This window comes from Neobacillus phoenicis (genome assembly GCF_047302305.1).
Taxonomy (GTDB): domain Bacteria; phylum Bacillota; class Bacilli; order Bacillales; family Cytobacillaceae; genus Neobacillus.
In genome coordinates this window covers 2,671,909-2,685,574 of the sequence record NZ_CP154847.1, presented here as the reverse complement: position 1 = coordinate 2,685,574, position 13,666 = coordinate 2,671,909, and the positions used below count along the sequence as shown (strand labels likewise).

Sequence of the window (13,666 nt, the reverse complement as noted above, 5' to 3'; positions counted from 1 at the left end):
AATAGTAATAATAATTTCTATTTAGTTTCTCGATTATAGAAAATCCACCAAAACATTTGCTTGGTGGATTTGTTTTATACACTTTTTTTAAAATTGTTCAAACCCGCCATTATCGTATCTTCTAAATTTAGCCCTATGACAGGCATCACATGTTGGAAACGAATGGTCCCAAGGGAGTTTTTTGCCGCAATTTTTACATTTCTTAACAAACTTTTTTATATCCGTTTTTAACCGTTCCTGTACTCGATCACTCACTTCTTCTCGGAGTCGCTCCCAATAGATGGCTTCCGTTTTTTCACCCAAACGATATAAAAATAAGAGATGAAGTCCAATGGCTTTGTAGCTTAGTTCCAGTTCTTCTAAACTTCGCTCCTTTACAATGGGTTCAGGAAGTTCTTTTCCTTGAATGATACAGTACATCGTTTCCTCCCATTGTCTCGTTAATGCTGACTCATTTTTGGAAAAAGGAAGATGTAAAAATCCATACAAGTCCATTAATGATAGCCTTCCTTCAATTTCCGTACCTGCAATCAATTGGTATAGCGTCTTTTCTTCTGATAGTGAAGCTTTTTTTGTACCTTTGGGACTTTCAAATTTCCCCCATAATTCAAAAAATGTTCCGAGGTCATGATAATAGCGCTGAAAGCGTTCGAAAACTGAATTAGTAGGGGCAATTGCAAACGTATGGACAGGCTCATCCTCTTGTAAAAGCAAATTTCTCATTTTTTTAATATCAGCTGTAAATGCCACTTTACCGACATCATAGATTCCTTTACGACCAGCACGTCCAGCAATTTGTTTTACTTCTTGTGAAGTAAGCAGCCGCCTTCTTGTTCCATCAAACTTTTCATTTTCTAAAAAAACAATGCGGCGAATAGGAAGATTTAAACCCATACCAATTGCGTCTGTTGCCACAATCACTTTGGTTCTCCCTTTATTGAACTGTTCAATTTGTTTTTTTCGGGTTTCAGGAGGCATACTGCCGTAAATCATACTAACCGTGTGACCATCATTTTGCAATCTTGAGGCTGTTTCTAGGACACGCCTTCTTGAAAAACAAATAAGGGCATCCCCTTTTTTCACATGTTTAATATGAAATTCTTTTTTCTCCACTTCTAACGGCGTATCACGTGAATACTCATTTATTTCAATATTTGAATCACCTAATAACTGGAGCAGCATGGATTTCGAATTTCTGCTCCCTATGATGTGAACTTCCTGTGCATTTGCTTTCGTGATGGCTTTATACCAAGAAAAACCACGGTCCTTATCTGTAATCATTTGTGCTTCATCAATTACTACAACTTCATAAAACTCTTTTTCATGAAACATTTCTACCGTACAGGAAATATGGCTTGCATTGGGAACGATTTTTTCCTCTTCTCCTGTTTTTAAAGAACATGGTGTCCCTTCTACATTTAACTTATCAAACACCTCTAATGCTAATAACCGTAGTGGTGCTAAATATAATCCACTGCCCGCCTCTTTCATTTTTTCTAATGCATGATGGGTTTTTCCTGTATTAGTCTCCCCAATGTGAAGAACATACCGGATACTTCTCTTGAGTGAAGGATCATATTCTGTACCAAATATATCCTTCATCATTCGCTCTACTGCTTCCTTTTTCCGTTCTAACTCTTCCTGTTCTTCTAGCTGCTTTTTTTCCCGTTCCTGTAAATCTTTATCAAAAACTTCCTTGTGTACAGTAAGATCAAAAGGAAGTTCAGCTAGTTTGACTAAGTCTGAAAGATATTCCTCTTGGATGTCTTCGATAAAATAGTCCTCAACCTCATAAAGAAGCTGTGCAATACTGCCTTTAACGAAAGATGCGGAAAGCGGTTCATGAAAAGTATCAAAAAAATTCACTTTTAAATCAGCTGGAAGCTGTTCTAATACTTCTTGCGGTATAAGCTCTGACACATAATCAGAAATTAAACTTTCATACACAAAGAAGTAGGTTTGGTATTCGTAGAAGCTCCGTCCCCAATGAAGAGTTTTATGAATATCACCTGTCAGTTCTTCGAAGAAAGTGGCAACAGTAGTATAGGTAGCTGGATTAAACGGACCCTCATCAACCAACTTTTCCTCAAGTGCCAATTTGTCAATCGATTGAAACTTCGTATTATTCTCGAGATCTGCCCTTAATTGGGTAGCAACAAAGAATCGAACATGTAAGTAGAATGATCCGTAATTGTTCTCAATAATGTTGCTGGCTTCCTCTTCTATATCCATTCGTATTACTTGTTTCTGCTCATCAAGCTGTTTCTGCACTTGTTGCTTTTTATAGTTTTCCTTTGCATTAAGGTATCGTTTCTCCCACTCCTCTTCTTGCCCTGCAAATGTATTATTAACCCATTCAAGTGCATCAAAGGGATGATACGTTCTCATTTCATCACGAAATAACTTATTTAAGAACTTTCGGTCAATCCCTTGCACCTCATATCCTTTTTCACTTAAATAATTCTTTTTTTCATTTTTCGGTACATCATTTGTTGATTTATTTAACCATACATTGACCCAAATTTGTTCCATATAGTGGCCACGATCAGCTAAATAGTCTTCAAAGGAAGGCAATAATTCCTTCATTTCTAAATAACGATCCATACCTTCTTGTATCTTTAGTTTTGTATGTTCAATTGCTTGAGGGTAAATGGTAAGTAATTTACTCAATATGACCCCTCCTATATATATTTTGATTTTCCTTTTTACTTAAAGTTATGTATAATGTGAGTATAGATAATCATATAGTAAAAAAGACCGAGAGTCCTGAGACACGCTCGGTCATGCAATAGTTGATTCCCTTACAGGGGATCGGCATAAAGGGCATAATCCACCACTTCTGCTTGCCGGCTCAAGGGTGGGTTATTTTTTTTTGTGGAAAGACAGAACAGTGACAATGAGACTAGCAAACGATATAGCTAACGTCAATGCTTGAAAAACTGTCAAAAAGCATCACCCCCTTTCGATAGGAGAGTGTGCCGTCCACCCTTGAGAAAACTATACTATTGCATTTTCAATTATATCATTAAACAATATACCGAACAAGCGTTCTTTAAATATTATGTAAATCACAGTACTTATCTACTAGGTCCTCTATTTGATCCAGTTCTGGGAATTTACCCGAAAACTTAAATTGGATTTCTTCAATAAAATCCTCTCGTTTATAGACATGTATGGCCCCATTCTGTTGAATCACACTGTATTCTGGTACAAATCGATACCCATTCCGCTCAATGGCCCCCATATTCTAACCCCTTTGATAGTATTTTTTATATTATTTGCAAAAATAGACTAATCATGATTACATTTTCAAAAATAAGAGGATGCTGCACAAGGCACACATCCTCTCTTCATAATTATGCTGTTGTAAACACTTCTTCTTTATTTAATTCATGACGAATAGTTGCCTGTGCAGCAGCCAATCTGGCTAATGGTACACGGTATGGAGAACAGCTCACATAATCTAATCCTGTTCGGTAGCAGAAATCAATCGAGCTCTTTTCGCCGCCATGTTCACCGCAAATACCTGTTTTTAATGAAGGTTTTGTTGAACGCCCTAGCTGTACTCCCATTTCAACGAGCTTACCTACCCCATTTTGGTCAAGGACAGCGAAGGGGTTTTCTGGAAGCACTTTATTTTCGATATAGGCCTGCAGGAATTTCCCTTCCGCATCATCTCGGCTATAGCCGAAAGTTGTTTGTGTTAAATCATTTGTACCAAATGAGAAGAAATCAGCTTCCTCTGCTATTTGGTCTGCCGTTAATGCTGCGCGTGGTATCTCAATCATTGTTCCAATGGTATATTCGAAATTCTTCCCTGTCTCTTCTTGGATACGTAATGCGGCTTCGACCACAAGCTGACGCATTTGTTTTAATTCATTTACATGGCCTACTAGAGGAATCATGATCTCTGGCTCAACTACCATTCCCTTTTCTGCTAGTGCTGCTGCTGCGTAAAAGATTGCTTTTGCCTGCATTTCATAAATTTCCGGATAAATCATTCCAAGACGGCAGCCGCGGTGGCCAAGCATTGGGTTAAATTCATCTAGTTGACGAATCTTTTTAAGTAATTTTTCTTTTTGCTTTAATTCCCCTGATTGAGGGTCAGTCAGTTGAAGTTTAGTTACCTCTACTAAAAGCTCCTCTTTATCTGGTAAAAATTCATGAAGCGGCGGGTCTAGTAAACGTATAGTGACAGGGAACCCTTGCATTGCTTCAAAAATACCTTCAAAATCACCCTGCTGCATTGGTAACAGTTGATTTAAAGCTTCCATTCGCTCCCCATAATTATCAGCAAGAATCATTTTTTGTACTATTGGAATACGTTTTAAATCCATAAACATATGTTCTGTACGGCATAAGCCAATTCCACCTGCCCCAAATTCAAATGCTTTTTTCGCATCTTCAGGGTTATCAGCATTTGCTCGGACACCAATTTTCCGCTCTTGGTCGGCCCATGCAAGTAATAGCTGGAACTCATCTGAAAGTTCAGGATCAATCATTGGAATTTCGCCAAGCATGATTTCACCAGTCGAACCATCAATGGTAATAATGTCTCCATAATTAACAAGGGTACTTCCCACTGCGAATTGTTTCGCTTTCAAATCAATCTTTAAGGCTTCACATCCACATATACAAGCTTTTCCCATCCCACGTGCAACAACAGCTGCATGGCTGGTCATTCCACCACGGCTTGTTAATATTGCTTGGGAAGCCACAATCCCGTGGATATCATCAGGTGTAGTTTCTGGGCGTACCAGAATCACTTTTTTGCCATCATTTCCTAATTGTTCTGCTTCATCCGCATCAAAAACTACTTGACCTGTTGCAGCACCAGGTGAAGCTGGGAGCCCTTTTGCCAAAATTCGTTTCTCAAATGCATCATCAATACGTCGGTGGAGCAATTGGTTTAATTGATCTGGATCGACACGTAAAAGAGCTGTCTTTTTGTCGATGATTCCTTCTTCTACCATTTCAACGGCAATGCGGATCGCCGCTTGTGCCGTACGCTTTCCATTACGTGTTTGTAGGATGAAAAGCTTACCGCGTTCCACAGTGAATTCAATATCCTGCATTTCTTGATAGTGCTGTTCCAACCGTTTGCACGTTTCAGCAAATTGTTTATATACACCTGGCATTTCATCCGCTAATGTAGCGATTGCCTGAGGTGTACGGATTCCAGCAACCACATCTTCGCCTTGAGCATTGATTAAGTACTCACCGTAGAGAACATGTTCCCCAGTAGATGGGTTTCTTGTAAACGCCACACCCGTTCCAGAATCGTTCCCCATATTTCCGAACACCATACTTTGAATATTGACAGCAGTTCCTAAATGATCAGGGATTTTATTTAAACGGCGATAAACAATGGCACGTTGATTATTCCAAGAATTAAAGACGGCATTAATTGCAAGGAACAATTGCTCTTTTGGTTCCTGTGGGAAGTCTTTTCTTGTATGCTTTTTAACAATTCCTTTATACCCCTTGATTACCTCTTGCCAGTCTTCTGCAGTTAACTCTGGGTCAGTGGAGTATCCCTTTTGCTCGCGTGTTTCTTCTAATAATTGTTCAAAGTAATACGTATCAATCTCAAGGACCACGTTACTGAACATTTGGATGAATCTTCTGTAAGAGTCATAAGCAAAACGAGGGTTATTCGTCAGCTTTGCCATACCAACAACCGTTTCATCATTCATTCCTAAGTTCAAGATGGTATCCATCATACCAGGCATGGAAAAAACGGAACCTGAACGTACTGAGACAAGGAGAGGATTTTCCGGGTCGCCTAATTTTTTACCCATTTTCTCTTCTAAACAGACAAGTGCTTCTAGCATTTGCTTTTCTACAATAGTTGGAATGGTTTTACTAGCTTCATAGTATGCATTGCAAGCCTGAGTCGTGATGGTAAAACCATATGGAACAGGTAAGCCAATTCTAGTCATTTCTGCTAGATTCGCTCCCTTTCCTCCGAGCAATTCTTTCATATTGCCATTTCCTTCATGAAATAAATAAACGAATTTGTCCATGATTAAAAGCTCCTCTCTTTTTTTAACACTTCTAATATTAAGCCTGCCGTTTCTTCTACAGCCTTATTAGATACATCAATAACAGGGCAGCCAACACGCTTCATAATTTTTTCAGCATGGTCTAGTTCCTCTAATATTCTCTCAAAGCTCGCATAATTTGCTTTCGAAGCTAACCCTAAAGCCTTCAGACGTTCTGTCCGAATTTCGTTTAATTTATTTGGTGAAATAATTAATCCAATACAATTTTTTCTTGGAATTTGAAATAATTCATCTGGTGGCTGCACTTCCGGGACTAACGGAACATTGGCCACCTTAAAGCGCTGATGTGCTAGATACATAGATAATGGCGTTTTTGATGTTCTGGATACCCCAACTAAAACAATATCAGCCTTTGTAATACCTCTTGGGTCACGACCATCATCATATTTCACAGCGAACTCAATAGCTTCAATTTTTCTGAAATATTCTTCATCCAGCTTTCTCATCAAGCCTGGTTGATGATGTGGTTGCTTATTAAATCGAGTTACGAACGCATTCATCAATGGACCAAGTAAGTCTACTGCTAATATACCCTCTTCTAAGGCTCTACTATCTAAATATAGTTTTAAAGTAGGAACAACAATCGTATAAGCAATGATGGAATTGCCTCTTTTCGCTAGTAAAAGGACATCTTCAATATCTTCAAAATCCTCTACATATGAACTTCTGCGAATATCCACATTACCTCCATTAAATTGTGTTGCGACTGCTTTTACTACAAACTCAGCAGTTTCCCCCACTGAGTCAGAAACTACATAAACCACTTCTTTCTGTACCAAAATAACAGCCACTCCTCTTAGTCTGTTTTTTCCCCCATAATTTCTAGATATGCCCTTGTAATCGTGGTTTTTGTGATTCTTCCCACAAGCAAATATGTATTTTTCTGTTGGTCTTCTATCTTGACTACTGGTAGAGAATCAATGTGATTGTGAATCATTTTTTTTGCAGCTTCTAACAATGTCTCCTCTGGTTCAATGGTGATGATATTAGGCATTCTAGTCATAATGACACTTACTGGTAAGTCATTTAGATTCTTATTGCCAAGTGAGGCCCTAAGTAAGTCTTTCCTCGATATCACTCCTGCTAAAAGCCCTTCCGTATCAACCGCATAAAGTGTACCTACATCTTCTAAAAACAACTGAACAATAGCATCGTAAACGGAAGTGGATTTTTCGACTACAATTGGGTGAGCCTTATAATCATTTACTTTTTGGTGAATAAACCTTTTCGCTTGCTGTTTAACTTCAAAATTATCATTAAAGTAATACCCCACACGCGGTCTGGCATCCAAGTTTCCCGACATGGTTAAGATGGCAAGATCTGGTCTTAAAGCTGCCCTAGTTAACGAAAGCTTTTCTGCAATTTCTTTTCCTGTAATCGGTCCATTTTGTTTCACAATCTCAAGGATTTCATCCTGACGTTTAGTTAGTTTAATCATTACCACCCCCTTTTTTATAATAAATATGTTATATTCGTTAGCTTAATTATAAATGTGTTATACTTATTTGTATATAGTATATTACATTTGTGTGAAATACGAAACAATTACTTTCACTTTTTTTATCAAAAATAAAAACCCGCCATTGCAGCAGGTTTTAGGTTACTTTTGACAATTAGGACAGTAAAATGTCTTTCTAGAAGAAACCATTTCATTTATAATAATGGCCCCACAACGATTACAGTTCTTGCCTTCCCGGTCATAAACATTACATCTCTCATTAAATCCCCCCGTTAAGGTATCTCCCTTAAATAAAGGATTTTCCATATAACCACCATGCTTTATTCCGTCCTGAAGAACTGTCCTCATTGAATGATATAGTTGGGATCGTTTTGATTCAACTATTTGATCAATGTCTTTAGTAGGCAAAATTCCAGCATGAAAACAAATTTCAGCTGAATAGCAATTTCCTATTCCAGCAATAATCTCTTGATCAAGTAAAGTGGTTTTTAATCGACCATGCTTTTGACTAATTATTCCTAAAAAATGATTTAAAGAGAAATCGCTACTCAATGGTTCAGGGCCTAAATTGGAGAGTTTCTCCTCCGCTTCTTGTTGACTATATAGATGAAGATATCCAAGTCGAAGTCCGATAAAGTAAAGATGATATTCTCCAAAAGAGATTTGGACTTGGATAGTACGTTTAGGTTTTTCCGACTCAAGACCGTAGAACATCCATCCCCCTAACATTAAATGCAACAGCATTACTTGACCATTTTGGAGATGGAATAGTAGGTGCTTTCCTCTTCTATAAACATTTGTTACTTTTTGAAGAAGAACTGTTCTTTTGAAGAGCTCTGAATTAAGGTTAATGGATTTTTCTCTATTGATCTGAATATCTGAAATGACTTGACCAGCTATTTTTTGATTTAAAAGGATCTTATAGGTTTCCATCTCTGGAAGCTCTGGCATTGAATAACTCCTTCCATATAATTGTATTCGTGCACATAGGTTTCCCAAATAGTTAATATAAAATGAATCATTATAGTCATTGTGCTTAGTACTGCACCTTCATCTGAAAAAGAATTGAGTGAGTATAGCTTTTTAGAAATATTAGAATCTTATAAAAAAAAGACCTCCAACCAATAAGTTGAAAGTCCTTTTAATAAAGGCTTTGTTATACCTGAATGTTGATTTCACTGTGTTTGAAAAAATAACCGGAAAAATTCCGCTTAAATTGGGAAATACCCTTATTTCCTTATAAATAAGGGGAGTTTTTCCGGTTATATGATCAAAATCGTTGGATTTTGTCTTATTTTAGAGCAGTTAAAGGGAAATTCTCCGCTTATTTCTTCTTCTTAAGCTCACTTTTTATACAATAGCGGGAATTTTTCCGCTTATTTTTGCCTCTCAAGCTACCTCTATATACAATAGCCGGAAATTCTCCGCCTATGAATTCTCATACATACACGAAAATCAACAATGAATAACAGATTCTTAATAAAAAAAAAATCCAAGGAATGACCTTGGATTTTTACATAGTATTTTCGACAGGGGCAGTAGGAATCGAACCCACACTGAAGGTTTTGGAGACCTTAGTTCTACCTTTAAACTATGCCCCTATAAATGGTGGAGGGGGACGGATTCGAACCGCCGAACCCGGAGGGAGCGGATTTACAGTCCGCCGCGTTTAGCCACTTCGCTACCCCTCCACATATAAATAAAAGAAAATGGCGGAGGAAGAGGGATTCGAACCCCCGCGCGGTTTAACCCGCCTGTCGGTTTTCAAGACCGATCCCTTCAGCCGGACTTGGGTATTCCTCCATTTTTTCAAATAAAATTATATAAGTATTTTAGTAGCGGCGGAGGGGATCGAACCCCCGACCTTACGGGTATGAACCGTACGCTCTAGCCAGCTGAGCTACACCGCCAAATCAGTTATATAATTTAAGTGGAGCCTAGCGGGATCGAACCGCTGACCTCCTGCGTGCAAAGCAGGCGCTCTCCCAGCTGAGCTAAGGCCCCAAAATATGAATGGTCGGGAAGACAGGATTCGAACCTGCGACCCCTTGGTCCCAAACCAAGTGCTCTACCAAGCTGAGCTACTTCCCGTTAAAAATATAAGTGGTGCCGAGGACCGGAATCGAACCGGTACGGTAGTCACCTACCGCAGGATTTTAAGTCCTGTGCGTCTGCCAGTTCCGCCACCCCGGCACTTATGGAGCGGAAGACGGGATTCGAACCCGCGACCCCCACCTTGGCAAGGTGGTGTTCTACCACTGAACTACTTCCGCATAAAAGTGAAATGGTGCGGGTGAAGGGAGTCGAACCCCCACGCCTTGCGGCGCCAGATCCTAAGTCTGGTGCGTCTGCCAATTCCGCCACACCCGCAAATAAAGTTACAAAAAAAAACATATAGTTTGATTTGCTTCCGCTAATCTTATTCAAAGAAGTAAGAAGCATGGTGCCGGCGAGAGGACTTGAACCCCCAACCTACTGATTACAAGTCAGTTGCTCTACCAATTGAGCTACCCCGGCATAGGTTTAGAATAAATATTAGATTGTACACGCTGTCTTAATTATCGTCATCCTGACCTCATTAAGCTTATTCAAGCTGCAGCTCGGTCAGTATGCTGAAGTTAATTCATGAAGCTTATTCGATCGTGCTCTACCAATTGAGCTACACCGGCATTAGTTCGGAAAATAGATAAGTTTGTATACGCTTTCTAAATCTACAAATAGAGATAAAACAGCGTAAATATTAAGAATATATGGTGGAGGATGACGGGATCGAACCGCCGACCCTCTGCTTGTAAGGCAGATGCTCTCCCAGCTGAGCTAATCCTCCATAATATATAGCCTGGCAACGTCCTACTCTCACAGGGACTTTCGTCCCAACTACCATCGGCGCTGAGAAGCTTAACTTCCGTGTTCGGTATGGGAACGGGTGTGACCTTCTCGCCATTGCTACCAGACTATTTACTTTGAGGTATCATTCCCTCAAAACTAGATAATGTAGAAGAAGTGTTTGTAAAAAATGAGTTCGCTTAAATCTTGGTTAAGTCCTCGAACGATTAGTATCAGTCAGCTCCACATGTTACCACGCTTCCACCTCTGACCTATCAACCTGATCATCTTTCAGGGTTCTTACTAGCTTGACGCTATGGGAAATCTCATCTTGAGGGGGGCTTCATGCTTAGATGCTTTCAGCACTTATCCCGTCCGCACATAGCTACCCAGCGATGCCTTTGGCAAGACAACTGGTACACCAGCGGTGCGTCCATCCCGGTCCTCTCGTACTAAGGACAGCTCCTCTCAAATTTCCTGCGCCCACGACGGATAGGGACCGAACTGTCTCACGACGTTCTGAACCCAGCTCGCGTACCGCTTTAATGGGCGAACAGCCCAACCCTTGGGACCGACTACAGCCCCAGGATGCGATGAGCCGACATCGAGGTGCCAAACCTCCCCGTCGATGTGGACTCTTGGGGGAGATAAGCCTGTTATCCCCGGGGTAGCTTTTATCCGTTGAGCGATGGCCCTTCCATGCGGAACCACCGGATCACTAAGCCCGACTTTCGTCCCTGCTCGACTTGTAGGTCTCGCAGTCAAGCTCCCTTGTGCCTTTACACTCTACGAATGATTTCCAACCATTCTGAGGGAACCTTTGGGCGCCTCCGTTACTCTTTAGGAGGCGACCGCCCCAGTCAAACTGCCCACCTGACACTGTCTCCCACCCCGATAAGGGGTGCGGGTTAGAATTTCAATACAGCCAGGGTAGTATCCCACCGACGCCTCCACCGAAGCTAGCGCTCCGGTTTCTACGGCTCCTACCTATCCTGTACAAGCTGTACCAAAATTCAATATCAGGCTACAGTAAAGCTCCACGGGGTCTTTCCGTCCTGTCGCGGGTAACCTGCATCTTCACAGGTACTATAATTTCACCGAGTCTCTCGTTGAGACAGTGCCCAGATCGTTACGCCTTTCGTGCGGGTCGGAACTTACCCGACAAGGAATTTCGCTACCTTAGGACCGTTATAGTTACGGCCGCCGTTTACTGGGGCTTCGATTCAGAGCTTCGCTTTTAAGGCTAACCCCTCCTCTTAACCTTCCAGCACCGGGCAGGCGTCAGCCCCTATACTTCGCCTTGCGGCTTCGCAGAGACCTGTGTTTTTGCTAAACAGTCGCCTGGGCCTATTCACTGCGGCTCTTCGAGGCTATTCACCTCAAAAAGCACCCCTTCTCCCGAAGTTACGGGGTCATTTTGCCGAGTTCCTTAACGAGAGTTCTCTCGCTCACCTTAGGATTCTCTCCTCGCCTACCTGTGTCGGTTTGCGGTACGGGCACCTTTTATCTCGCTAGAGGCTTTTCTTGGCAGTGTGGAATCAGGAACTTCGGTACTAAATTTCCCTCGCTATCACAGCTCAGCCTTCACGGAAAGCGGATTTTCCTACTTTCCAGCCTAACTGCTTAGACGCGCATATCCAACAGCGCGCTTACCCTATCCTCCTGCGTCCCCCCATCACTCAAACGATAAAGAGGTGGTACAGGAATATCAACCTGTTGTCCATCGCCTACGCCTTTCGGCCTCGGCTTAGGTCCCGACTAACCCTGAGCGGACGAGCCTTCCTCAGGAAACCTTAGGCATACGGTGGATGAGATTCTCACTCATCTTTCGCTACTCATACCGGCATTCTCACTTCTAAGCGCTCCACCAGTCCTTACGGTCTAGCTTCAACGCCCTTAGAACGCTCTCCTACCACTGACATCTAAGATGTCAATCCACAGCTTCGGTGTTACGTTTAGCCCCGGTACATTTTCGGCGCAGAGTCACTCGACCAGTGAGCTATTACGCACTCTTTAAATGGTGGCTGCTTCTAAGCCAACATCCTGGTTGTCTAAGCAACTCCACATCCTTTTCCACTTAACGTAAACTTTGGGACCTTAGCTGGTGGTCTGGGCTGTTTCCCTTTTGACTACGGATCTTATCACTCGCAGTCTGACTCCCACGGATAAGTCTTTGGCATTCGGAGTTTGTCTGAATTCGGTAACCCGATGAGGGCCCCTAGTCCAAACAGTGCTCTACCTCCAAGACTCTAACTACGTGAGGCTAGCCCTAAAGCTATTTCGGAGAGAACCAGCTATCTCCAAGTTCGATTGGAATTTCTCCGCTACCCACACCTCATCCCCGCACTTTTCAACGTGCGTGGGTTCGGGCCTCCATCCAGTGTTACCTGGACTTCACCCTGGACATGGGTAGATCACCTGGTTTCGGGTCTACGACCACATACTCATTCGCCCTATTCAGACTCGCTTTCGCTGCGGCTCCGTCTCTTCAACTTAACCTTGCATGGGATCGTAACTCGCCGGTTCATTCTACAAAAGGCACGCTATCACCCATTAACGGGCTCTAACTACTTGTAGGCACACGGTTTCAGGAACTATTTCACTCCCCTTCCGGGGTGCTTTTCACCTTTCCCTCACGGTACTGGTTCACTATCGGTCACTAGGGAGTATTTAGCCTTGGGAGATGGTCCTCCCTGCTTCCGACCGGATTTCACGTGTCCGGCCGTACTCAGGATCCACTCAGGAGGGAACGAAGTTTCGACTACAGGGTTTTTACCTTCTCTGACGGGCCTTTCCAGGCCGCTTCATCTACCCCGTTCCTTTGTAACTCCATGTTGAGTGTCCTACAACCCCAAGAGGCAAGCCTCTTGGTTTGGGCTATGTCCCGTTTCGCTCGCCGCTACTCAGGGAATCGCGTTTGCTTTCTCTTCCTCCGGGTACTTAGATGTTTCAGTTCCCCGGGTATGCCTTCAATACCCTATGTATTCAGGTAAAGATACTGTTCCATTACGAACAGTGGGTTCCCCCATTCGGAAATCTCCGGATCAAAGCTTACTTACAGCTCCCCGAAGCATATCGGTGTTAGTCCCGTCCTTCATCGGCTCCTAGTGCCAAGGCATTCACCGTGCGCCCTTTCTAACTTAACCTAAAAGGTTTGTTTCACTAAATTAATAGAGAGAAAACTAAAATGGCGATTACTCGATGTTTTACTTGACTTCTTCATTACGATTATCTAGTTTTCAAAGAACGATGTTTTGAGAGAAAATTGCACTCTCAAAACTAAACAAACAAGAAACAATCAAACAAACATGTTTTG

7 protein-coding genes, 11 tRNA genes and 2 rRNA genes are annotated in these 13,666 nt (G+C 41.8%); all 20 read right to left on the bottom strand.

Features of this window, described 5'->3' with window-relative positions:
• Positions 1-87 precede the first annotated feature (87 nt).
• The 20 genes from AA0X95_RS13950 to AA0X95_RS13855 all read right to left on the bottom strand — a co-directional run bounded on the left by AA0X95_RS13950 (position 88) and on the right by AA0X95_RS13855 (position 13,496).
• The gene (locus AA0X95_RS13950) at positions 88-2,670 is read right to left on the bottom strand and encodes a DEAD/DEAH box helicase (protein ID WP_413298760.1); all 2,583 of its coding nucleotides are present in this window, start codon (positions 2,668-2,670) and stop codon (positions 88-90) included.
• A gap of 192 nt (positions 2,671-2,862) precedes the next feature.
• The gene (locus AA0X95_RS13945; RefSeq protein WP_374121074.1) at positions 2,863-2,946 is read right to left on the bottom strand and encodes a putative holin-like toxin; all 84 of its coding nucleotides are present in this window, start codon (positions 2,944-2,946) and stop codon (positions 2,863-2,865) included.
• Between the two features lie 106 nt (positions 2,947-3,052).
• Positions 3,053-3,244 carry a YbxH family protein gene (locus AA0X95_RS13940; protein WP_413298758.1) on the bottom strand — a complete coding sequence of 64 codons (192 nt, stop codon included), beginning with the start codon at positions 3,242-3,244 and terminating at the stop codon, positions 3,053-3,055.
• 112 nt (positions 3,245-3,356) lie between these two features.
• A complete protein-coding gene (gene ppdK, locus AA0X95_RS13935) occupies positions 3,357-6,026 on the bottom strand; it encodes a pyruvate, phosphate dikinase (RefSeq protein ID WP_413298756.1) in 2,670 nt (889 codons plus the stop codon).
• 2 nt (positions 6,027-6,028) lie between these two features.
• On the bottom strand, positions 6,029-6,844 hold the full coding sequence (locus AA0X95_RS13930) for a pyruvate, water dikinase regulatory protein (RefSeq protein ID WP_413309767.1): 816 nt from the start codon (positions 6,842-6,844) through the stop codon (positions 6,029-6,031).
• A 17-nt stretch (positions 6,845-6,861) separates the two neighbouring features.
• Positions 6,862-7,503 (bottom strand): helix-turn-helix transcriptional regulator, encoded by a 642-nt coding sequence (locus AA0X95_RS13925; protein ID WP_413309765.1) that lies wholly within the window; start codon positions 7,501-7,503, stop codon positions 6,862-6,864.
• A gap of 162 nt (positions 7,504-7,665) precedes the next feature.
• Entirely contained in the window at positions 7,666-8,475 is an 810-nt protein-coding gene (locus tag AA0X95_RS13920; protein WP_413309763.1) for an Fpg/Nei family DNA glycosylase, read from the bottom strand.
• A 579-nt stretch (positions 8,476-9,054) separates the two neighbouring features.
• Positions 9,055-9,125, bottom strand: a tRNA-Trp gene (locus tag AA0X95_RS13915).
• Positions 9,126-9,130: 5 nt separating this feature from the next.
• A tRNA-Tyr gene (locus AA0X95_RS13910) sits at positions 9,131-9,215 on the bottom strand.
• 19 nt (positions 9,216-9,234) lie between these two features.
• Positions 9,235-9,327, bottom strand: a tRNA-Ser gene (locus AA0X95_RS13905).
• A 33-nt stretch (positions 9,328-9,360) separates the two neighbouring features.
• A tRNA-Met gene (locus AA0X95_RS13900) sits at positions 9,361-9,434 on the bottom strand.
• Between the two features lie 21 nt (positions 9,435-9,455).
• Positions 9,456-9,528, bottom strand: a tRNA-Ala gene (locus tag AA0X95_RS13895).
• Positions 9,529-9,538: 10 nt separating this feature from the next.
• Positions 9,539-9,615: transfer RNA gene (locus tag AA0X95_RS13890), tRNA-Pro, on the bottom strand.
• Positions 9,616-9,628: 13 nt separating this feature from the next.
• A tRNA-Leu gene (locus AA0X95_RS13885) sits at positions 9,629-9,717 on the bottom strand.
• A 5-nt stretch (positions 9,718-9,722) separates the two neighbouring features.
• Positions 9,723-9,797 (bottom strand) — tRNA-Gly (locus AA0X95_RS13880).
• A gap of 12 nt (positions 9,798-9,809) precedes the next feature.
• A tRNA-Leu gene (locus tag AA0X95_RS13875) sits at positions 9,810-9,894 on the bottom strand.
• Positions 9,895-9,965: 71 nt separating this feature from the next.
• Positions 9,966-10,041, bottom strand: a tRNA-Thr gene (locus AA0X95_RS13870).
• Positions 10,042-10,275: 234 nt separating this feature from the next.
• Positions 10,276-10,351, bottom strand: a tRNA-Val gene (locus AA0X95_RS13865).
• 10 nt (positions 10,352-10,361) lie between these two features.
• A 5S ribosomal RNA gene (gene rrf / locus AA0X95_RS13860) occupies positions 10,362-10,478 on the bottom strand.
• Between the two features lie 79 nt (positions 10,479-10,557).
• Positions 10,558-13,496 (bottom strand): 23S ribosomal RNA (locus AA0X95_RS13855).
• Positions 13,497-13,666: the final 170 nt, after the last annotated feature.